This window comes from Paenibacillus sp. FSL R10-2778, assembly GCF_038593035.1.
GTDB lineage: Bacteria > Bacillota > Bacilli > Paenibacillales > Paenibacillaceae > Paenibacillus_AQ > Paenibacillus_AQ odorifer.
On the sequence record NZ_CP151956.1, the window covers coordinates 1,753,206 to 1,775,653 of the forward strand.

Below are 22,448 nucleotides of genomic sequence, written 5' to 3' on the forward strand. Positions count from 1 at the left end.
AAGGAGATGGTTGTTGTGCCTACGGCTCTGCCGATTGGCCTGCATTGGCTAAAAAAGCCCGCTATTGATGTGGGTGTTACCTGGGGGGTTCCTTGGAAAAAAGGAGCGCTCGACAGGGAATCGTTAAAGAATCTCTGCTTAAGTATGCCGAAGAACGAAAAGCATGTGCCGCTGCAAAGCTGGCCAGCAGCTTTTTGGCCAGACGGGAGCATCAAATGGTCCACGCACTCGGCAGTAAATAAAAATTCGGATATTCAGCAGGATTCCTTAGCGACAATGACAATAAATCAAGCGACTCCAGCTACAGAAGTGACTGAGCGACTAACTGTGCAGGAAACAGAGGAAGCTTTCATTATAGATACAGGTGTTATTATTTGCACGGTTAACAAGCAGGGGAAGGGTCTTATCCGCAGTATTGTGCGCAGAAATCCGGCGGACACGGAAGGAACGGAAGTTTGCAGTAATGGCGAGCTTGTATGTATACGTGAACAGAGAGATGAGGGTGCTGGCACCCTGAGCATACGTGAGGAGCGGTTCACAGGACGAACGTTAAGTGCCATCCTTGAACAGGACGGACCTGTTCGCGCAGTGGTGAAGCTAGATGGACTTCACCAAGCTTCGCACAGTGCTCGTGAGTGGCTTCCCTATACGTTACGTTTATATTTTTATGCTGGGCTGGAGTCTATTCGATTAGTTCATACGTTTCATTATGACGGTAATCCACAGCAGGATTTTATTAAAGGATTGGGAATAGAATTCACAGTGCCGATGCGTGGACCTCTTTACAACCGCCATGTTCGTTTTGCCGGAGATAGCGGCTTGTTTAGCGAGTCTCCTAAGACGTTGCATACACGGCGAACCAAAGGTAAGTACCGTGATTTATTCCTCGATCAGGTAGCAGGATGTGCTGTGAAATTTAATCCAGAAGAGGATGCCTATTTCCTTAGTTTATTGGATGACTCCGCTACTTGGGGCAGCTTTCGGCTGGTTCAAGATTCTTCCGAGCATTATGGGATCTGGAAGCGGACAGAGGTTGGCTGCGCTTGGATCAAGGCAGCAGAAGGCCGCCGGGCAGGTGGGCTTGGTTATGTTGGGGCAGAGGGCGGAGGGCTAGCAATCGGGATGAAGAATTTCTGGCGTAAGCATCCGGCAGGAATGGAGATTGGTTCCACTGCCACTGACGCGGCAGCGCTTACTGTCTGGTTCTGGTCACCTGATGCGGCAGCTATGGACTTGCGGCATTATGATACGAAAACACATGTGGAATCCTCGTATGAAGGTGCAGAAGAATTACGGGCCACTCCATTTGGTATCGCTAATACTAGCGAGCTAACATTCTGGTGTACGGCGCAGACTCCCGGGCATGAATTGTTGCAGCGGATGCAGGCAGAAGCTGAAGAACCTTCATTGCTGGTTTGCGAACCAACTTATTATCATGAAGCGGGTGCTTTTGGTTTCTGGAGTTTGCCTGATCGGAGCACGCCAGCCAAGGCATATCTGGAAGATCGGCTGGACGGGATCATCTCCTTTTACCAGGAAGAGATCGAGCAGCGCAAATGGTATGGATTCTGGGACTATGGAGATTTCATGCACAGCTACGATCCGGTCAGACATGTATGGAACTATGATCTTGGCGGCTGCGCCTGGCAGAATTCCGAGCTGGTGCCAAATATGTGGTTGTGGGTAACGTTTCTCCGGTCCGGGAGAGCGGATGTGTTCCGTATGGCCGAAGCTATGACCAGGCATACGAGTGAGGTAGATGTATATCATTTTGGCGAATACGCCGGACTAGGCTCGCGGCATAATGTCATCCACTGGGGCTGCGGCTGCAAAGAGGCTCGTATCGCCATGGCGGGTCTGCATCGCTACTATTATTATCTGACCGGAGACGAGCGGGTCGGCGATATTATGGACAGTGTAAAGGATGCTGATTATTCAACAGTTACTCTGGACCCGATGCGGGCGTATTTTCCGAAGGATGAATTCCCCACTCATGTTAGGGTGGGTCCGGACTGGGCGGCCTTTAGCTCTAATTGGATGACCCGCTGGGAGCGGTTCGAGGATACCGCTTATCGTGACAAGATTATAACAGGCATGGATTGCATCAAAAGGGCAAATTTACGGCTATTATCTGGTCCCACATATGGTTATGATCCGGCAACTGGCCTATTGTCAGGAATGGGCGACGATAACTGGGGGCGTCATTTAGCGATTAGCATGGGAGGTCCGCAGGTGTGGTTCGAGCTGGCGGCAATGCTGGAGGACCCGGACTGGGAAGATATGCTGGCTGAGTTCGGCGTATTTTATAATTTGCCACAAGAAGAGAAGGACGCATTTACAGGAGGGTTGATTTCAGGAAAACTCCGTTTTGAGCATCCTGTACTCAGCGTAGCCATTGCTGCATATGGAGCATATTACCGCAAGGATCCAGCGACGGCAGAGCGGTGCTGGTCGATTTTGCTGGAGAATCCGTTTGGTGGTGTGAATCTACAGGAGGAAGCTGATCAGGTCACTTATATGACTGAGTTAAATGAGATCGATTGGATGAATACAAATGAAGCCTCGCAGTGGTCTTTAAATACGATCATTGCCTTGGAATTAATCGGTAGTGCTTTACCGGAACGCGCGAATTAAAGGCTTCATTGTGGGGAGGAATGTTTTATGGCTAGGCCGATGCAGGACACGGGTATAGGTGGTTTGATCCCTGAAGCATGGAAACCAATCTACCATAATCCCCTCGCTTCAACTAGTGATATCGCTGGATTCAAGATGGAGGGAGCGGGAGCGGTTTCCTTCCCTTTGCAGCGAATGAGACTGGAGAGTACTATCCATGCAAGGGCCGGACAACAAGCAAATGTCGTTCTCTGGTGTCCAGAAGAGTTCCCGGCAGACCTCGCCGTATCTTGGAATTTCCGCCCATTGCGTGAGCCGGGGTTGGCGATTTTGTTTATCGCGGCCAAAGGAGAGGGTGGGAAGGATTTATTTGATTCCACGCTTGCTCGCCGTACGGGTGAATATGATCAATACCATCACGGGCAGATAGACACGTATCATATCTCGTATTTTCGCAGGCGTTGGGTGGAAGAACGTGAATTTCATACCTGTAATTTGCGTAAAAGCTATGGTTTTCATCTGGTTATGCAGGCAGCCGATCCGCTTCCGGACGTAAGCGACATGACTGAGCCCTACCGGATGTTAGTGGTGAAGCGTGGTCCTATGCTGTCTTTTGCAATCAATGAACTGCCGATTTTTACATGGATAGATGATGGTGAAACCTATGGGCCGCTACTGACAGGTGGGAAAATTGGGTTCCGACAGATGGCACCCCTGATGGCTGAATACTCAAATCTGACGGTTTTTGGACAGTAATGCGAAGGAGGCTTCAGATTGATGTCTATTATTTATTATTGTTACCCTGAGGGCAGACATAAGGCGCTTACAATGAGCTATGATGACGGCAGACGGGCTGACGAAAGATTGGTAGGACTATTTAACCGCCATGGGATTAGAGGAACATTTCATCTCAATTCTGGTCTGCTGGGTGAAGGTGATCGTATTGCGGCAGATGAAATAACTGAGCTGTACCAGGGACATGAGGTATCTGTTCATACGCAACACCATCCCACGATGGCCCGTTGTCCGCAGGAGCAAATCATCCATGAGATTATGGAGGATCGAAAGTGTTTTGAGACGCTGCTCCAGGTGCCGATACGGGGAATGTCTTATCCTAACGGTTCCTTTAACAAGGAGATAAAGAAGCTTTTGCCTCATTTAGGCATGGAATATGCCCGTGTGGTACAGACCACTGGCGGCGGCTTTGGGCTGCCGGAGGATTGGCTGGAATGGCGGGGGACTTGCCATCATAATGATCATTTGCTGGAGCATGCGGAGCAGTTCGTGAAGCTGCATAAACGGCAGTATTTATATCTGATGTATGTGTGGGGCCATAGTTATGAATTTGATAACGATAATAACTGGGAGCTGATGGAAAGCTTCTGTGAAGCAGTGGGAGGACTAGAGGAAATCTGGTACGCGACAAATATTGAACTCGTTCATTATATGAAGGCTTGTGAAGCCCTTATTTTCTCCGCTGCTCGGGATTTTGTATATAATCCGGGAGCGCTATCTGTCTGGCTGGAAATCGACGGTTTGATTATAGAAGTAGCAGGCGGACAAACCGTCCGTTTCCCAGAGATCTAATCGAAGAGAGAAGACAGGAGGATTCTAATGAAAACGAAGGACACACAATTAGTCTATCAGCTGGCAAAAGTAAATATTTCCGCTGCCGGTCCACGCTGCAAAATGCTTATTGGCGATCTGAATGGGGATGGACGTGCGGAAATGCTGCTGGTCCAGCCGGATAATCGTCAGGATGTTCGTTATATTCCCCATCAGGTGCAATGCCTGACCGCTTTTGATATGGATGGCAAGCAGCTGTGGCAGGTGGGCACACCCGATCCTGACGCTGGCAGCCAAGGCTCGGACTATCCAGCGCAAATTTATGATTTAGATGGTGATGGGGCGCTGGAAGTATTATGTGTAATGGATGGACGGTTTCATATTCTTGAAGGTTCAACAGGAACGGTTAAATCCATATACGACTTACCGGCAGAACATGCACATGATTGCATTATCATCGCCAATCTAACAGGGCAAGGACATGCTTCCGACATCATTCTGAAGGACCGTTATCATCAACTGTGGGCCTTGGATCAGGATTTCAATTTATTATGGACGTATAAAGGCAATGTAGGACATTATCCGTGGGTTCACGATCTTCATGGAAATGGACAGGATCAAGTGATGGCAGGTTATGATCTGCTTGATTCTAAAGGTAATTTATTATGGAGCTGCCACGATCTGGATGACCACGCGGACTGTATTTGGGTTGGCGATGTGAATGGAGATGGTTATCCTGAACTGGTTGTAGGCGGAAGCGTAACGGTGATGTATGACCGGGACGGACAAGAGCTTTGGCGTTATGACGGCTCCATAGAGTCACAGCATCTGGCGTTAGGCCGATTCCGGCCTGAACTGCCTGGCCTTCAGGTTGCCGGGCTGGACCGAATGATCCGCGAAGATGACGGCAAAGGGCTGAAAGGTAAGGATGCGTTGTTCCTTCTAGACTGTAATGGCAAGGAACTGTGGAAAGAAGAACGTACAACCGACGGTTGGCTGACTATAGTTGAAGCCGTGAGCAACTGGCAAGTGGGTTCTCCGGATTATATTCTCGCGTACCGCCGGGGAGGCGGGGTATATCCTGCTTTGTACGATGGACATATGCGGGTTGTCGCTGAATTCAAGGAGGAAGGTTATGCCGTTCACGGCGATCTTGTGGGATGTGGCAGGGAACAGGTTGTAATTTATAATGATGAGTCCGCAACGGTATATTCTAGCGAGTGGATAGATATTAGTACCTGTGCCTCTGAGAAATCGTTACCTCACCCTAAAAGATTGTACAACTCGACACTGTATCCCGGTGGAGAAATAACGGTGTGAAGGAGGATACGCTTAGTGAGTACTTATATTCCAGAATACTTTCCTGATCCTGATTGTATTGCCAAATATAATGGGGGCAAAATCGAAAATGTACTGGCCGCTGTGGCCAGCCGTTTTATTGGTGCCTATCCCCCGCAGCCTCCGGTGTACCGGGTACATTCGCAGAGTGGTTTCAACCGGCTCCGCGACTGCCGTTACGACATGAATCTGGAAGAACGACTGCCAGAGCTAGAGGCAGGACAATTCGTATATGTATGGGGAAAGCTGTGGGGCGACAATGAGGTAGAAGCCCCTTTCTCAGTTAGTTGCTACAGTCCAGTTAAGGTTTACATAAATGGCCGGCTGGTGTTTAGCTCCAATCTAAATGATGATGTGTTTCCGGACAGAAGGACGTTTTTTCGGGCGGGCATGGATAAAGGCTGGAACCATCTTGTACTGGAGTATGTTGCAACAGGTACAGGTTGCGGAGGGGTTTTTGGAACGGGCAGTGTCAAAGGTGCACCAGTACACTTTCTTACTCCAACGGCGCAGTTAAGCGGTTGTGAAGGTTGGATTTATAGTGGACCCCAGCAGACATCTTGGGCAGCTTGGCTGGAAGCTGAATTCACTGAAGAGCAAATGACAGCTCGCTGCGTTTGGTTTCCGACACAGCAATGGTCGCCACAGGAACAGGCAACTGGCAACTGTTCACGCATATTTGGGGAAATGCTGGGAGCCAAGGCGTATGCTTGGTGTAAGCTGGAAGTTAACAGCCTACAGAAAGACGACATTCGTCTGCAAGGTAGCTATCGTGGAATGGCTGAAATCTCTATCTATGTGAATGGGGAACTTGTAGCTGAGCATCAGAACGTGAAAGGTATGCTTGATATCCAACTGGAGCTTGGTTATGGACTACATGATCTGGTCGTGGAGTCCATCTGTGGAGAGGGGAATTGGGGATTTGAACTGGACGTACGGTCTGGTGGTGTTCAGAGTAGTCTCGTGCAACCATATCCTGTTGAAGGATTAACTGATCCATGGTTGTACCTTGGATTGTTCACCAAGGAGGCAGCGCCGAAAGTCTTAGAACTGACCTCTATGGATACTTTATTTGGGGAAGCGGATGAAGTAACCTTTTGGCGTGTGGACCAACCGAATAGCTGGGTTAGGCCTTATTTGGAGAGTGTTATGTTTGGGCGCTGGAATTACCCTCTAGGCGTAACCCTGTACGGATTGCTGAGAACAGGAGTAGAGCTTAAGGCCCCCCATTATGCCGAATATGCACAACACCATATTGAGCAATGTACAGCGCTGCATGAATATGCCTTATGGGACCTTGAACGTTATGGCGCTCCGGGCATCAATCATCAGCTGGCGCTGATGGATTCGCTGGACGACTGCGGATCTTTCGGGGCAACGATGCTGGAAGCACATAAGCTTCGTCCACTACAGGGCGCACCGGAAGCTGCTGCTGAAATTGCCAATTACATTACTAAAGTGCAGAGCAGGCTGCCTGACGGAGCTTTGTATCGGACCAGTGGCACAGTTGATTTCATGCAGCAGACGATGTGGTGTGATGATCTGTATATGAGCACGCCATTTCTAAGCAAATATTATGAAATGACCGGAAATGCGGCTTATCTTGATGATGCGGCGGCGCAGTTTTTACATTACAAGGAGCGGCTGTTCCAGCCGGAGCTTGGCATTATGCATCATGTGTATGATTATAAGTTTAATAAACCCAATGGCGTGCCTTGGGGCAGAGGTAATGGTTGGGTGATTTTTTCGCTGACTGAGCTGCTTGAAGTTATGCCAGAGCAACATCCGATGCGAGCTGATTTGCTTGATTATTTCCGCGAGCTTAGTAAAGGCTATCTTAAGCTGCAAGATGAGCGGGGCCTATGGCATCAAGTGTTGACGGATCCTGAGTCCTATGCGGAGGCTTCTTGTACCTCTATGTTTATTTACGCTTTTGCTAGAGGCGTACGCTGCGGTTGGATGCTGGAACCAGAGTCATACGTAACCTCTGCACTCCACGGCTGGAGCGGCTTAACCCGTCATTGTATTGACAAACAAGGCAATGTTTACGGTGTCTGCCGCGGTTCGGGTTATTCGTTTAACAAACTGTATTATAAAGATGAATTGACCTGGCAATTAAACGATACACATGGGGTTGGCATCGTGCTGCTGGCCGGAATTGAGGTTCACAGGCTCGTACGAGATTTGGAAATGAAATCACATGGGAAGCAAAATGAATGGCATGATGAGGAATGAGACGACCGTATTAATCACAAAATTACAGCGGAGCAGCGATACTCCATTAGTGGGGATCGCTGCTCTTTGTTGTGCGTTACATTGCTACCTAAACCCCTGAAACCCCCCGGCCCCTGAAACTGCCGATTACTCCTGCTAGACAAAGTTATGCGGACTCAGATGACGTTATTTGCAGGTTTATCGCCTTTTGGGGCCATTTTCGGACTCCAGTGACGTTATTGCTTCGAAAACGGCTAATATAGGTAGCTTTTTATGCCAATAGCGACTATGGAGTCCGATAAAATCCCAAAATAGCGATTATGCTGCGAATAAGGTCCACTGGGTCCGATAGCCTCATGAACTTTGTTCGCGCGAAAAGATAATCTAGTGACGGGGTATTGTTGTTGCTCAGATGCCCCAGATGCCCCTGATGCCCCAGATGCTCCAGATGCCAGATGCCAGATGCTCCCGATGCTCCTGATGCTCCTGATGCCCCAGATGCCCCCATGCCCATGGCAGTTCACATAAGGTACTTTTGAGCGACGGAGCGGCTACATAGAGAATCGGTTGTGATTTCTAGCTGTGGATCAGCGGTTTTGCTTGCGATATTGCAAAGGCGAACGTTTAACGATTTGTTTAAACACACGCCCGAAGTGGGCGATGCTGTCAAAGCCGGTATCCTCGGCGATGTTCGTAACTTTAGCGTTGGTGCTCTGCAAGAGACGTTGGGCTTCCTTGATCCGAATGTAGTTTAGATATTCTACGATGGTGAAGCCAGTTGTCTGCTTGAACACTCGGCAGAGATAGGTGCTGCTGATGAAAAAAGTCTCAGATAGCCGCTCCAATGTAAGCTTTTCAGCATAATGTGTTTGTAAAAAATCGATAATTTCGTAGACTTTTAGCTGCTTCTCACTGCTCTCAGGGGCAATGGGCTCGCGGCTAATTTCCTGTATTCTGTTCATTTCAATAAATAGTTGGATGAGCAGCGTCTGCAGATAGGGGATTTGCTGTGTCCGTGGTTCTGTTTGTTCTTTTAGCATGCTGAAAAGAAGATATTCAATGGCCCCCTGTTCATGTGCTCCGGGCCGCAAAAGCAAGCTTTGTGTAGACATAAATGGAAAATCTAGCTCGAAGTGCGCCAATGTCTTTTGCAGAAAGCTTTCCTCAAAGTTAATTAAGATCCGTTCATGGCTTGCAGAGCCTTTAGAGGTGGTACGATGGAGCTCGTTCTTGTTAATAAAAATCAGATCACCTTTACGCAAGGTATAGATCAGATTGTTAATGTAATAACTGCGTTCCCCGGCGAGTAAATAATAAATTTCATAAGTATCGTGATAATGGTCGGAATCCATGCTGAATGGACCGGCTCTTTTTATTTGCTCAATTATAAAAGGAGGCTGAGGGTCCTGTTCCATGCTAAATCTGCTCCTTTCTGATAATGAGGATAATATATGCAAGGTTTTTGTTATTTCTGCTAAGAATCGCTTAGATTAAGATATATTTTATACTATACACTATAAGAAGAAAACGCTTTTAAATCAATAAGTGACGGAGTGATCCTGATGTCCAACAAGAAATATGCTTTCGTAGGAACCGGCGGCCGAGCGGAGTTTTTTTATGGTGAGATCACCACGAATTATCGTGAAACCTCTGAGATTGTAGGCTTTTGTGATGTGAATGGAGCAAGAATGGATTATGCGAACCGTTTGCTGGAGGAAAAATATAAATATCAAGCGGTTCCTACCTATAAAGCTCATGAGTTTGACCGTATGATTGAGGAAACCAAACCTGACACGGTTATTGTCACGAGTATTGACCGCACGCATCATCGTTACATTATCCGGGCGATGGACCTTGGCTGCGATGTTATTTCGGAGAAACCGATGACAGTGGATGAAGAGAAATGTCAGGAAATTCTTGAAGCGATTGAGCGGACCGGGAAAAAGCTGCGTGTGACCTTCAATTACCGCTATGCCCCACACAACACCAAAATCCGTGAACTCATTATGGACGGCGCGATTGGAGAAGTGCTTTCCGTCAACTTCGAGTGGCTGCTAAATACGCAGCATGGGGCGGATTACTTCCGCAGATGGCATCGTGATAAACGGAACAGCGGAGGTCTGTTGGTTCATAAATCCACACATCATTTCGATTTGATGAATTTCTGGCTGGGTTCGCGCCCAGATACGGTTTATGCGATGGGTGATCTAAGATTTTATGGCAGAGAAAACGCGGAGAAGCGCGGGGTGACTGAGTTTTATCAGCGTGCTCATGGTAGCAGTGCGGCGGAAAATGATCCGTTTGCCCTGCATCTTAAAGATAATGAGCAGTTAAAGCAGATGTATCTGGATACGGAGCATGAGGATGGCTACCTGCGTGACCAAAGTGTGTTCGGTGATAATATCAGCATTGAGGATACGATGGCGGTAATGGTCAAATACAAAAATAAGACGATTATGAATTATTCACTTAATGCTTATCTGCCTTGGGAGGGTTTCATTGTAGTTTTTAATGGAACGAAGGGGCGGATGGAAGTAAAGGTCGTCGAACAGTCTTATGTAAATGCCGGAGGAAACAAGGAAGATGAAGGGGTGTTAAAAGACAAGCGGATCACGGTCTTCCCTCAGTTCGCAGCACCTTATGAAGTGGAGATTGAAGAAGGAGTTGGGGGGCACGGAGGCGGAGATCCTGTGATGCTGCGTGATATTTTTGAACGTCCGCTGGAGGATCGCTTTAATCGTGCGGCATCCCATGTGGACGGAGCGTTGTCTATTATGACCGGGATTGCGGCAAATCGTTCAATAGCTACTGGACTTCCAGTTAAGGTAGATCAGTTAATAAAATTGTAGTAGCCCGTTTATGAACAAGCGGCTTTGGGTTCGTAGGGAGCGTTTCTCCAGAATCCCGGAGGGCCCTCCACTCTGTCCGCACGTTAAGCCAACTTCTACTTTTAGATTGAGCTAAAAAAAGTGAAAATAAAAGGCTGTCTCCAAAATCATCGTAGATGACTAAGAGACAGCCTTGTTTATTTTAGCTAAAACTCAATTATTGTTTGACGACGTTAAAGCCATCTTTTTGCAATTGGGTCACGATACCATCGTCACCGAGCATATGCAGCGCGCCAACGACGACAAGGTAAGTCGCTTTTTTATCACTATTCAAATATTCTTTTACATGCTTCACCATGTTGACGTTACGATCCGAAACCAGGCCTTTATAATACTCCGGCTCTTGCGCGACCGCTTTTGTCATCGCTACGAGCGACTGCTCATCACCTTGCATCCACATTTGGGATAGTGCATCCAGCGAAGCTGCTGCGGAAGTATTGTCCGTTTGATTGAGGCTGCCGAGTGTGTCGACAAGAAGCTTTTCTTGCAATCCATCTGAGAACTGGTCGAACATATTCAGCTGCAATTGTGTGTTTTCCAGTTCAATAATAGGTTTGTTCAGCTTGCCTGCTTTTTGTAAAAAATATAAATCAATGCCGGTATCCGCCGTATAACTTGTAACTTGCATCTGTAGACTTGAGACACCTTGGGTAACGACCCACGGTTTGAAGGAATCGAATGCATTTTCCGCCAGACCATTTGCTTTTAGCAGCTGAGTTACTTTGTTATAGGTATCTGCAGATACATGATCCTTGAGCTTGGTTCCATCTGTATAAGAGCCTTTTTCCAAAATAAACTTTTGGATCTCAGCTTGATCAATCTTAGAGATATCTACTTCGACACCTAAATATTGCGAGGCTTCAAAAGCAGCTTCAATCTCCGGACGCAGCGGGTACATTTTGTCGTTAGCCACATGGATAGAACCAAGCAGATAGACGGTGTTGCCGTTGTTCTCCACTTTCCATAAGAATCCGGTGCTTCCGGCAGCTTGAGTATCGGCCACAAAAGTGATGGTGCGCAGCGCTGGACTCCACTCCACCTTATAGCCGATCGTTTCTCCTATAAAGCGGACAGGAACATAGGTGACATTGTTGATGGTTTTAGGAGCCACCTCTAGTTTTTTCTTCTCCCCGTTTACCGTTGCGGTTGTGCTGCCGATGGTCAGTGAGAGGGCCAGTCCATTTTTGGTCCCTGTTACGGTTTGGGTTTTTTTATTCCAATTAATATTTACATTAAGCTTCTCTAGCAGGGGACGCATAGGAACTAGGGTCGTTCCTTTTTCTACAACAGGGTTAGAATTGCCTAACTTTATTTCGGTTCCATCAATCCATACACCGACAGGCTTTTCAGCAGCATGCGCAGTGGTAAAGACAGACATAACCATGAAAATGGATAAAAATAATGCACCTAGCTTTTTCATTAATAGGACACTCCGTTTCTAAAAAAGAATGAAAGATGTAAGTCACTCTCTGATTTTAACGTATTTTCCCATAAACAGTTATACCTTTTGTTACTATATTGATTTGATGCCTATGATTGGAAAGTAAACTTACAGTACTTCACGTCATTCAAAAGTCAAAATAATGCACATCAAAGCAAAAATCGCCCCTATTAGATCCTGTTCACTCTCCTTATCATGAAACGTAAGAAACGAAGAGCCTGAAGGGAGCAAGGAACTTATGTGGAGCAGTGCGATTGAAGATGCGATAGAGAAGGTACGTAAGAACATAGACCGGTTCGGGGGCAGTTTCCCACATGTCAGCAGGAATGGAACTTATCAGCTCAATAACAACGACGACTGGACTAATGGATTTTGGAGCGGCATGTTGTGGTTGTGTTATGAATATACACGGGATGACAGCTTCCGTATTGCGGCATCCCATACCGTAGAAGATTTCCGCCGCCGTTTCGCGGCAAAGACCGTGCTTGATCATCACGACATTGGCTTCCTGTATTCGTTATCCTCTAAAGCCCAGTGGATTATAGATAAAGACGAATCAGCGCGTCAACTGACATTGCAGGCGGCAGACCTGCTGCTGAAGCGCTGGCGTACAGCTGGCGGTTATATTCAGGCTTGGGGACCGGAGGGGGATACTCAGGAAGGCGGGCGGATCATTATTGATTGTCTGTTAAATCTTCCCCTTTTGTATTGGGCAGAAGAACAGACCGGTGATTCCGTATACAGGGAAGTGGCGGTCATGCAGGCGGAGAAAACGAGACGGTATCTGGTACGGGGAGATGACAGCTCTTACCATACGTTTTTCTTCGACCCGAAGACCGGAGAGCCGATTGGCGGCGCCACACACCAGGGTTTTACTAACGGATCGACCTGGACGCGCGGGCAGGCTTGGGGTGTTTACGGTTTTGCGTTATCCTACCGCTATACCAAAGATCCGTTGTATTTGGAAACGTCCAAGCGGATGGCCCGCTATTTTCTGGAGCATTTGCCGCAAGATCATGTCGCTTACTGGGATTTTAATGCTCCGGTATCTCCGGATACTTACCGGGATAGCTCGGCCTCAGCAATAGTAGCAGCCGGACTACAGGAACTGCTGGAGCTAATGGATGGGGAGGATTCGGAGCGGGCTTATTTTCAGCAGGGATTAGTGCAGTCGATGACTTCGCTTGTGCAGAACTATTCCACGCTCGGTGAAGAGGCGGAGGGGCTGCTGAAGCATGGTTCTTACCATGTGCGCGGCGATCTGTCTCCAGATGACTTCATGATCTGGGGAGATTATTTCTATCTTGAAGCATTGATGCGGCTGCAAAAAGGCAATAAGGGGTACTGGTATGAACACTGATGTCAGACAAATTTCCCCCTATGCCGTCTTTGCGCTGCTCGACCTTGAGTTGCCCGCTTTAGCTCTAGTGAAGAATGCGCTCAGCCAAGCGCGGCAGGACGATGCGCTGACTGAATTACATCGGTATTTGACCCGACGGAGCACGCCGGGCTGGCGGAAAGAGGATAACCGGAAGCAGCTTATTGACTATGTACGGCTTTATTGTGCAGACGAGCTGGAAGCTGTAATGAAGACAGCGGATGAAGTTGTGGAGCAGACGTTTCTCTTTCGTTTTCCCTGGGATATGGAGCGCAGCCGCATTCCGGTTACCTTTGAGGAAGAAATTGACTGGCGTCATGTTCCGGACAAGGATGTAGAATGGGCTTATATGCTGAATCGCCACCGCTACTGGGTGGCATTAGGACAAGCGTATGCGATAACAGGTAAAGAGGATTATGCGAGGGTATTTTGCTGCCAGCTTGAAGATTGGATAGACCGTAACCCCGTTCCAGACAAGCCTGCGAATGATTCGCTGACATGGCGCACAATTGAAGCGGGCCTTCGCTGTGCTAACTGGATTAAAGCGCTGTCTTATATACAGGATAGTCCGCTGCTCACACCGACGCTGCTGGCCAAAGTGATGATATCTCTGCATGAACACGGCCAATATTTAGCTTTATCGTTTACGGGCTGGAAGAAGATCAGCAACTGGGGGGTGTTGGAGACTTGTGGTTTGTTCCAAACTGCGCTCTACTTCCCTGAGTTCACTAGTGCCAATAACTGGGGACAGCTCAGTGAGGAGAGATTGGGAGAGACGGCGCGAATTCAGATTATGGCGGACGGTATCCACTGGGAGCAATCGCCTACCTATCACCATGAGGTTTTGGTATGTTTTCTCGACTGCATCCGCTTAGCCCGATTGAACGGACTGGAGCTTCAGGAAGAATTTCAGCAAAAGGTTCAGCAAATGGCTGTCGCTTCATTATATTGGGCCAAGCCGAATCACCGGCAGACGATGCTTGGCGATAGTGATGACAGCGATATCCGTTCGCTTTTGACTTATGCGGGCTGGTTATTTCAGGATGCTGTACTCCGTTTTGGCGGATACGATCAAATGGATTATGACAATGCCTGGTTGTTTGGGATAAATGGAGTTGAGGGCTACGAGCGGCTGACTGCGGAGCTACCGCCAAACTTGTCACACGCCTATGCACATTCCGGCCATTATGTGATGCGAACGGGCTGGGACGAGCAGGGTTTGTACCTATATTTTCACTGCGGACCACTTGGGGGTGGACATGGGCACGCGGATCTGCTACATTTCGATCTGTATGCCTATGGGCAGGATCTGCTTACCGATCTTGGCAGATACAACTATAGTGATCATACACCACTTAGAAAAGCGCTAAAAGAAAGCGCTGCCCATAATACGACCACTGTCGACGGAATTGGATTTACCGAAGTCACGGATACATGGTCCTTCTCTCAGATTGCGAAGCCAACGGGCTGCCAATGGATCAGCCATCCGGACTTTGATTATGTAGAGGGCAGCCATGACGGCTACCGTCATTGGGATGATCCGGTCTACCCGTTAAGGAGGATCCTATTTATTAAGCCTTTTTACTGGCTTCTGGTGGACAGCTTCAGTTCCCGGCAGGAGCATACATTTTCCCAGCATTTTCATTTTGCACCCGGAACGGTTCAGATGGAAGAGGGAACGCTAATATGCCGTACAAAAAATGAGCGGGAAGCCAATCTTTGTATCCTTCCTGTTCATGTTGATGGTCTTCAGGGCAGGGTTGATGCTGGGGTAATCTCCCGCGAATATAATCTGCTGGAACCCAATCAGTATGCTGTGTACTCCCGAAAGGGGAAAGGAACGATCTCGATCATGCAGGTGCTGTACCCGCAGTCTGCGGGTGAGTTGTTCTGTCCGCTGGTCGAACAGGTGCCGATTTACCGCCATACGGGTGAACCGGTGGCTGCTGCACAGGCGGAGGCCTGCCGCATCATCCTCCCCGAAAGGAATGAGGAGCATATTATCGTGATCAGCCACGAGATTCCATCCAGTCATTTAGATTCCTATGTAGTGGAGGGCGTACAAATTTTTGGAGAAGTAGTGCTTATGGTTTCTGCAGACGGTCAAAAGAAAGTCACGGTAATCAGATAATGTATGAATACTGGACAACGGGCTGATAGAATAAAAGAAAAGAGCATGAGAGAGGCGCGGAGAAAACATGTTCAAATTCACTTACTATAGACGTATCCAGGTTTCATTTCTTTTGCTGATTTTTATCCCGCTGATTGCAGTATCGATCATCTCCTTCGTGCTCATCCGGGATACGATGGTAGAGAAGCTGCAGCTCAGCAACGATAACTTCCTGAACGTTATGATTGACGAACTAAATAAAACTATTGATGATGTGACGTTCGCTTCCCATTTTATTGTAAACGATACCAATTTCCGCGCTAATCTGAAGTCTTTTGCGGATACTGAGCGGCTAAATAGCTATCAGGATTACGTACATTTTACGCAAATTCAAGATGTGTTTTCGCTCATCAACTCTAAGCCGTTGAATAATAATATCCGCATGTATTTGGTCAACCGGAAACACTTTGTGATCTCCTCTGGGACGGAGAATTTATCTGTAATCAATGCTAACCTGGACAAGCTGATGAGCCGTGTCAATATCCAGGAACCGGAGACCTTGCAATGGCTTGGGATGGCTGACAGCGGTTCCGGTAAAAGCAGCAGCTATTATATTGCCAGAGTTATCTATGACAGCCGGGAGAAACGGCAGGTGTCCGTGCTGCTTATCTCAATTCCTGAATCCTATTTCAATAAATTGCTCGGACCCGTCGAATTTGGCAAGGTTGCATTATTTGATTCTGGAGGAGGCTTGATCGCTGGGAACTCAGAATTGGCTCCAGAAGGCAAGGAAGCGAGAGGAAGCGTTCGTACAGCCAGAGCTATCGACAAATCCAATTGGCAGCTGATCTATGAAGCTTCGGAGAAAGAATGGTCGGGCCAGATCTCGCGGACGTTTTATAGTGGCATTGGCTTGGTACTCCTCTTATTTATTGTCTTTTCGGCTACCTCCATGCTGATTGCCAAAAGATTGCATAGTCCGATCATGAAGCTGCAGCGCGTTGTGCGCCAGTTCGGGATGGGGAATCTTGATGTCAGGCTGGAGGTCAAGGGCAAGGATGAAATCGCTGAGCTGGGGCAGACGTTGAATACTATGCTGGACCAGCTGCAAGGACTGATTCACGACATCGAGCTGGAGCAGGAACAGAAGCGGGTGATGGAGCTGGAGGCGCTGTTTATGCAGATTCGCCCCCATTTTTTAATCAATACGTTGAATTCGATTAAATGTAGCCTTATTTTGGCCAAAGATAAGCTGCATAGCGGGATCATCGATTCATTAATGAGTCTGCTCCGGGCTTATTTGAAGGTCAATGAACCGGCTACCTTGCGGGAAGAATGCAAACTGCTTGGCCATTATATCGATATTATGAAGATCCGTAACGAAATCCCTCTTGAACTGGAGGTCGATCTGGAAAAGGATACAGAGAAGCTCATCGTCCCTAAGCTAATTTTGCAGCCCCTTGTAGAAAATGCAATCGTCCACGGATTGGTTGACCACCCGGCACCGCGTATTGTCGTTCGCTCGCGAACGGTCCCTGATGGGATCATGATTGAAGTTGAAGATAATGGATGCGGTGCAGGGGCTGAAGTTCTGGCGGGCCTGAACCGCAGGTTACTGTATAAGGACGATGAACAGGATGAAGCTTATCAAAGGGTCGGGTTAATGAACGTAGTTCAAAGGCTGAGGCTGACCTATGGGCAGGATACCCGCTTGTCGCTGCATAATCTGCCGCAGGGCGGGGTGTCCGTTTCTCTGTATTTGCCGCAAGGCAATCATCAGGTTAATCTGTCAGAGAGAGAGGGATATTGATGTATAAAGTGATGCTCATAGACGATGATGTTCCTATGCTCAAAGTGCTTCAGCAGATGATTGACTGGGAGGCACATAGCTTGCAGATTGTCGGCAGCACCTATTCCAGTGCCAAGGCGTTATTAATGTTTGAGGAAGTGCAGCCTGACATTGTGATCACGGATATTGGTTTGCCGCAAAAGAACGGCATTGAGCTAGCCGATTGCTTCACCCGCATGAAGCCGGAGGTCAGAATTATTTTCCTGACCTGTCATGAGGATTTCCATTATGCTCAGCAAGCGGTAAAGCTGAAAGTGGATGATTATTTAATCAAGGACCAGCTTACAGAAGAGCAACTGGAGAAAAGCCTTGCCAAGTCCGTACACTTGCTTAAGTCGAAGATTGGGTTGATCAGCCATGGGGAGACAGGCTACAACAGCCAGCTCTTCCGGCAGAACCTGCTGCAAAGGGTGATTGGCGGTGCTCCGCCTGAAACCACACTGGCCTATGCGGCGCAAATCGGCATATCCTGGACGTATCCGTGGTTTATGCTGGGCACGGTCAGTATTCATTTTTCCAGCTTCGACAAGCGATACAAGCAGAGTGAGTATCCACTTATTCTATATGCTATTTACAATATAGCCTTGGAACTGTCCGAAACATGTGAAGGGATTACGCCTTTCTTGGAGCAAAAGAATATTGTGATTTTATATAATTACCGTGTGAATCTGGCGCAGAATGCCAGTCTTCATTTTCATGATTATTTACAGCGGCTGTGTTCCGAATGCTCCCATCTTCTTAAGATTCAACCGGGCATTATTGCCGTCACAGAGAAAATGGAGCTACAGGCGATTGGCCAGATCCATCGGCAGATAGTTCAGGACAAATGCGAGTTCTATGCAAGTGCGGATTACACGGTTCTGGATACTTTGCAAATCGCTTCTCCACGCTTCCAGCCTGCTCCCCAAGGATTTCTGGACAGCTATATCCCGCAGATGGAACGGGCCGTGATTAAAAAAGACCTTGAAGCCATCCGTGGCACTCTACAGGAAATCGCTAGGACTGCAAAAGCAATGTCTATTCATCCTGGCGATTTCGCCCGGGATTTATCCTTTATGCTCCGCGGCATCGAGTTAATGTTTACGAGCCTGATGTTCGATGAGGATCTGTTCGTCTATCTCGTGCAGACCCGCACACTTGAAGATACGATGGAACTGGTGGAGAGAAAGCTTGTACAGATTACAGGCAGCAAGCAGCAGGTGACAGGAGCTTCTCCGCAGGAGCCCAAGCTGCAGCTTATCCAGCAGTATATCGACCAGCATCTAGGCGATAATATCACTTCAATTGATATGGCACGTTATCTGTTTCTGGATCCAAGCTATTTTTCGCGTTATTTCAAGCGCATGACTGGCCTGACCTTTACGGACTATGTGCATCAGCACAAGATGAAGGTCGCTACCAAAATGCTGAAAATCTCCAGCCAGAACCTGGAGTCGCTGGCCGTCGGCCTGGGATATTCGGACAGAACCTATTTTTCAAAAGTGTTCAAAAAATATGTAGGAACAACGCCAAGCGAATATAAATCCAAACATTCGGTACGCTGAGAAGCACAATTGTTAATGATATGAACAGACGCGCCGCCCCTCTAGGGCGGTTTTTGTTGTCGGCGGACAAAGGTCAAAATCTTGCACATTCCGGGTCATAATCACTCCTTCTTGCGGAAGGCGGATGTATTACTATAATGACAAATCAAATTGTCGAGGTGATACAACGTGGAGGCTGCAAAACAACCTGTGCCAAAAATTCTGCAAGAGAAGCGGAAATTCTGGACTCCGCAACGGAAAGAGGCTTTAACCGGGTGGCTGTTTTTGGCACCGGAAATTGTCGGGATGCTTTTTCTTAATGTATTTGCGCTTGGATTCTCACTTTATTTGAGCTTCTCGAAATGGGATCTATTGTCGGGAGTCAAAGGAATCGAGTTCATCGGATTGGATAACTATATCAAAATGTTCCATGATCCGAGTATCATTCAAGCTTTGAAGAACAATGCTTTTTATATGATTATGACCGTGCCGATCCCGATTGCGATTGCGCTGGTGCTCGCGGCATTGATTCAAAACAGTGTGTTCCTCAAAAATTATTTTAAAGTGGCTTTCTTTATTCCTTATATTTCTTCGATTATTGCGATAGCTGCCGTATGGAGTGCATTGTTCCATCCGTCTCTTGGACCGATCAATCAGTTGCTGATGGAGTTTGGAATTTCCAGCCCTCCGAAATGGCTAGTTGATCCAAAGACCTCACTGTTATCCATTGCTATTATCAGTTCTTGGGCGAGTCTTGGCTACACCATAATTATCTATATGGCTGGCTTGACGAATATCTCCGATGAAATCTACGAAGCCGCCGAAATAGATGGTGCCAGCGCGTTGAAAAAATTCTTTGCCATCACAGTTCCGATGCTGCGTCCGACCACATTTTTCCTGCTTATTACCATGCTGATTGGCTCGTTTAAGGTGTTCGACATCATCGCCTTTTTGACCGAAGGCGGCCCGAATAATTCTTCTACCGTGCTTGTGTTCAGGATCTATGAGGAAGGGTTCAAATACTACAACATGGGCTACGCTTCTGCAATTTCCTGGCTGCTATTCGCTGTCATCGGCTTGATTACCGCAGCCACTTGGAAAATGAGAAATGAAGAATAAAGGGGGGAGATTAACATGCAACTGATTAGAAAAAATATGTCCAGATTGATCACTACCTGCATCATGGGGGCTTTGTCCATTGTATTTCTTATTCCGCTGATCTGGATGATTTCCGCAGCCTTCAAATATGAAAAAGATGTAATGCGCTTCCCGATCCAATGGATTCCCGAGAAGATCAATGTAGCGTATAATTTCAAGATGGTTTGGATGGGACGGGTACCTTTCTCCCATTTCTATTTAAACTCCTTTAAAGTTGCGATTATTACAACCTGCATCACACTGATCATTTCATCTATGTCGGCGTATGCCTTGACCAAAATCAAGTTTAAAGGACGGAATATGGTCTTTCTGGCGCTGCTGTCATTCATGATTATTCCTGACCAGGCCACGCTGATTCCGCGTTTTCTGCTGATTCGTTGGTTCGGCCTCTATGATACTCATGCTGCTATCGTATTAATGAGTATGTTCTCCATCTACTTCACGTTCTTGCTGCGGCAATTTATGATTGGTATCAGCGACGAATATATTGAAGCGGCGCGAATTGATGGAGCAGGCCATTTGCGGATATTCTGGTCTATCATTGTTCCGCTCTGCAAGCCGGTGCTCGCTACCGTGGCGATCATTAAATTTATCTGGACCTGGAATGACTACCAGAATCCGCTGATCTTCTTGCTAAACAAGAATCTGTACACTATCCCACTCGGTATGACACTGTTCCGGGACGATTATTCGAACAACTATGCGATTATGATGACGGCAGCCGTTTCGGCGATCATCCCATTGGTCATCGTGTTCATTGCCCTGCAAAAGCAAGTCATTAACGGAATCTCCTTGGGAGGCGTAAAGGGCTGACTTGCGGGTATGCAAAAGAGGGTAAAAGTCAAAAATGTGATCCTACTACAGCAAAATTGTGCACTTGGCCTGTACAGCGGGTGCCTATAATAAGAAATGAACAAGGCACTATACTTAAATTTCAGTGCGGGGGGAAGTAAAATGAAAACAAAGGGCAAAAAAAGATTATCCGTTGTACTAGGCTCCATGCTGGCGGTTTCCTTAACGTTAAGCGCCTGTGGAAATTCCGGAAATTCAGAGAAGAATGGCGGTGCTGAAGCCAGTACGAATACCGGGAACACCAAGGTGGACAAGCAAGTCGCCATCAAATATTACAACTGGGACAATGAAGCCCAATCAGCAGGCACGGATGCCATGCTGCAGGAATTTATGGATCAGAACCCAAATATCAAGGTAGAGCATGTGACACTCGTTCCCGGTGATTCTGTGGAGATGCTGAAGAAACTCGACTTCCTGATTTCATCCGGCGAAGCGATTGACGTTGTTCAGGTACCAAGCCTTGGAGGCGTACTTGAACGGGCGACCCGGGGAGCGCTTGCCCCGCTGAACGAATTCTATGAGAAGGATAACCTCGTTCCTGAGGATGAATATTATGTGAATGCTAAGGTAGACAACAACTATTATGGGATGCAATATACCAAGAGCAGCAACTATGTAATGCTGAACAAAGATGCACTGGATGAAGCGGGTCTGCCTGTACCTACTTTTGGCTGGACATGGGATGACTACCGCGACTATGCCAAAAAACTGACCAAAGGTGAAGGCGTAGACAAACGTTACGGCACATACTTCCACACCTGGGAGTTGTATATGAACGCACCGGCCCAAACGATGATGAAAGATCCATTCGTGTATGATGACGGGACGACCATTTTCGCGGATCCAACCTATAAATACTTCTTCCAGCTGCGCAAAGATATGGAGTCTGCTGATAAATCTGCGAAAACTTATGCAGACGCTTTAGCGGCTAAGCTCAATTACCGCACGGAATTCTTTAATGAAGAAGCCGCTATGATTCTGGCTGGTAACTGGACGATTGCTGATCCGGGCAATACAGAGCAGTATCCGCATGATTTCAAGACAGCTTTTGCTCCGGTACCGGTGCCTCCGGCAGGATCGGAACCGAAAGAATACGAGGGCAAATACTTCACCAGCGGCAATATGCTGGCGATGGGCGCTACTTCGAAGAACAAAGAGGCGTCTTTCCAACTGATGAGATTTATGTCAACGGCTGTTAGTGATAACAGACTGGAATTCTCCGGTTATAAAAAAGCGGATAATGAAGCCTTGCTGACCAAACTGGTAGCTGGCAAAGAGGATATGTATGATATGGATTCACTCAAATATACACTCTTTGACAGTGCAATCCAGTTCCTTGATGGTGCGCAGGTGATGACGACGGCAACGTCCGAATTGACCAAAATAATCGATGACGGCTTCAGCAGATTTATGCTTGGAAATGAATCGATTGATAAGGTGCAGCAATGGATGGTTGATGAAGCAACAAAAATTATCAACGAAAAAGGTGTCATCAAATAAACAGGGAATAAGCAAGTA

At 47.4% G+C, this 22,448-nt stretch carries 15 protein-coding genes; 13 read left to right on the forward strand and 2 right to left on the reverse strand.

All coding sequences use genetic code 11. The features are described 5' to 3' along the window. Positions 1 to 6 precede the first annotated feature (6 nt). From NST40_RS07640 to NST40_RS07660, 5 genes are read left to right on the forward strand one after another with little or no spacing between them, the layout of a single operon-like run. Positions 7 to 2,634 (forward strand): hypothetical protein, encoded by a 2,628-nt coding sequence (locus NST40_RS07640; protein ID WP_342410890.1) that lies wholly within the window; start codon positions 7 to 9, stop codon positions 2,632 to 2,634. Between the two features lie 27 nt (positions 2,635 to 2,661). Then, the gene (locus NST40_RS07645; RefSeq protein ID WP_342410567.1) at positions 2,662 to 3,369 is read left to right on the forward strand and encodes a DUF1961 family protein; all 708 of its coding nucleotides are present in this window, start codon (positions 2,662 to 2,664) and stop codon (positions 3,367 to 3,369) included. A 21-nt stretch (positions 3,370 to 3,390) separates the two neighbouring features. Continuing rightward, a complete protein-coding gene (locus NST40_RS07650; protein WP_342410891.1) occupies positions 3,391 to 4,200 on the forward strand; it encodes a polysaccharide deacetylase family protein in 810 nt (269 codons plus the stop codon). A gap of 27 nt (positions 4,201 to 4,227) precedes the next feature. Then, positions 4,228 to 5,499, forward strand: coding sequence for a hypothetical protein (locus NST40_RS07655; RefSeq protein WP_342410568.1), 1,272 nt, complete (start codon positions 4,228 to 4,230; stop codon positions 5,497 to 5,499). Between the two features lie 15 nt (positions 5,500 to 5,514). Continuing rightward, the gene (locus NST40_RS07660; RefSeq protein WP_342410569.1) at positions 5,515 to 7,752 is read left to right on the forward strand and encodes a glycoside hydrolase family 88 protein; all 2,238 of its coding nucleotides are present in this window, start codon (positions 5,515 to 5,517) and stop codon (positions 7,750 to 7,752) included. Positions 7,753 to 8,318: 566 nt separating this feature from the next. On the opposite strand, the gene NST40_RS07665 is transcribed toward NST40_RS07660, so the two are convergent. Further along, a complete protein-coding gene (locus NST40_RS07665; RefSeq protein ID WP_076277104.1) occupies positions 8,319 to 9,146 on the reverse strand; it encodes a helix-turn-helix domain-containing protein in 828 nt (275 codons plus the stop codon). 147 nt (positions 9,147 to 9,293) lie between these two features. Between NST40_RS07665 and NST40_RS07670 the strand changes: the two genes are divergently transcribed. Continuing rightward, a complete protein-coding gene (locus NST40_RS07670; RefSeq protein WP_342410570.1) occupies positions 9,294 to 10,580 on the forward strand; it encodes a Gfo/Idh/MocA family oxidoreductase in 1,287 nt (428 codons plus the stop codon). Between the two features lie 196 nt (positions 10,581 to 10,776). Here NST40_RS07670 and NST40_RS07675 read toward each other — a convergent pair whose 3' ends face one another. After that, the gene (locus tag NST40_RS07675) at positions 10,777 to 12,039 is read right to left on the reverse strand and encodes a TraB/GumN family protein (RefSeq protein ID WP_036675660.1); all 1,263 of its coding nucleotides are present in this window, start codon (positions 12,037 to 12,039) and stop codon (positions 10,777 to 10,779) included. A gap of 259 nt (positions 12,040 to 12,298) precedes the next feature. On the opposite strand from NST40_RS07675, the gene NST40_RS07680 reads away from it, so the two are divergent. The 7 genes from NST40_RS07680 to NST40_RS07710 all read left to right on the forward strand — a co-directional run bounded on the left by NST40_RS07680 (position 12,299) and on the right by NST40_RS07710 (position 22,430). Beyond that, positions 12,299 to 13,420, forward strand: a complete 1,122-nt coding sequence (locus NST40_RS07680; RefSeq protein ID WP_342410571.1) for a glycoside hydrolase family 88 protein — start codon at positions 12,299 to 12,301, stop codon at positions 13,418 to 13,420. Beyond that, positions 13,410 to 15,569, forward strand: a complete 2,160-nt coding sequence (locus tag NST40_RS07685) for an alginate lyase family protein (RefSeq protein WP_342410572.1) — start codon at positions 13,410 to 13,412, stop codon at positions 15,567 to 15,569. Before NST40_RS07680 ends, NST40_RS07685 begins: the two co-directional genes overlap by 11 nt. 67 nt (positions 15,570 to 15,636) lie before the next feature. Continuing rightward, positions 15,637 to 17,358, forward strand: a complete 1,722-nt coding sequence (locus NST40_RS07690) for a histidine kinase (RefSeq protein WP_342410573.1) — start codon at positions 15,637 to 15,639, stop codon at positions 17,356 to 17,358. Further along, positions 17,358 to 18,941, forward strand: coding sequence for a response regulator (locus tag NST40_RS07695; RefSeq protein ID WP_076100553.1), 1,584 nt, complete (start codon positions 17,358 to 17,360; stop codon positions 18,939 to 18,941). Before NST40_RS07690 ends, NST40_RS07695 begins: the two co-directional genes overlap by 1 nt. Before the next feature lie 168 nt (positions 18,942 to 19,109). Next, the gene (locus NST40_RS07700; protein WP_051490863.1) at positions 19,110 to 20,039 is read left to right on the forward strand and encodes a sugar ABC transporter permease; all 930 of its coding nucleotides are present in this window, start codon (positions 19,110 to 19,112) and stop codon (positions 20,037 to 20,039) included. Between the two features lie 15 nt (positions 20,040 to 20,054). Beyond that, positions 20,055 to 20,891, forward strand: a complete 837-nt coding sequence (locus NST40_RS07705) for a carbohydrate ABC transporter permease (RefSeq protein WP_076277101.1) — start codon at positions 20,055 to 20,057, stop codon at positions 20,889 to 20,891. Positions 20,892 to 21,032: 141 nt separating this feature from the next. Beyond that, positions 21,033 to 22,430, forward strand: coding sequence for an extracellular solute-binding protein (locus NST40_RS07710; RefSeq protein WP_076192894.1), 1,398 nt, complete (start codon positions 21,033 to 21,035; stop codon positions 22,428 to 22,430). Positions 22,431 to 22,448 lie beyond the last annotated feature (18 nt).

What these genes read in the sequence shown, in the direction of transcription:
- NST40_RS07670 (WP_342410570.1), top strand. Translation starts at nt 9,294, where the DNA reads ATGTCCAACAAGAAATATGCTTTCGTAGGAACCGGCGGCCGAGCGGAG.
- NST40_RS07650 (WP_342410891.1), top strand. Translation starts at nt 3,391, where the DNA reads ATGTCTATTATTTATTATTGTTACCCTGAGGGCAGACATAAGGCGCTT.
- NST40_RS07690 (WP_342410573.1), top strand. Translation starts at nt 15,637, where the DNA reads ATGTTCAAATTCACTTACTATAGACGTATCCAGGTTTCATTTCTTTTG.
- NST40_RS07705 (WP_076277101.1), top strand. Translation starts at nt 20,055, where the DNA reads ATGCAACTGATTAGAAAAAATATGTCCAGATTGATCACTACCTGCATC.
- NST40_RS07695 (WP_076100553.1), top strand. Translation starts at nt 17,358, where the DNA reads ATGTATAAAGTGATGCTCATAGACGATGATGTTCCTATGCTCAAAGTG.
- NST40_RS07675 (WP_036675660.1), bottom strand. Translation starts at nt 12,039, where the DNA reads ATGAAAAAGCTAGGTGCATTATTTTTATCCATTTTCATGGTTATGTCT.
- NST40_RS07685 (WP_342410572.1), top strand. Translation starts at nt 13,410, where the DNA reads ATGAACACTGATGTCAGACAAATTTCCCCCTATGCCGTCTTTGCGCTG.
- NST40_RS07665 (WP_076277104.1), bottom strand. Translation starts at nt 9,146, where the DNA reads ATGGAACAGGACCCTCAGCCTCCTTTTATAATTGAGCAAATAAAAAGA.
- NST40_RS07640 (WP_342410890.1), top strand. Translation starts at nt 7, where the DNA reads ATGGTTGTTGTGCCTACGGCTCTGCCGATTGGCCTGCATTGGCTAAAA.
- NST40_RS07655 (WP_342410568.1), top strand. Translation starts at nt 4,228, where the DNA reads ATGAAAACGAAGGACACACAATTAGTCTATCAGCTGGCAAAAGTAAAT.
- NST40_RS07680 (WP_342410571.1), top strand. Translation starts at nt 12,299, where the DNA reads ATGTGGAGCAGTGCGATTGAAGATGCGATAGAGAAGGTACGTAAGAAC.
- NST40_RS07645 (WP_342410567.1), top strand. Translation starts at nt 2,662, where the DNA reads ATGGCTAGGCCGATGCAGGACACGGGTATAGGTGGTTTGATCCCTGAA.
- NST40_RS07710 (WP_076192894.1), top strand. Translation starts at nt 21,033, where the DNA reads ATGAAAACAAAGGGCAAAAAAAGATTATCCGTTGTACTAGGCTCCATG.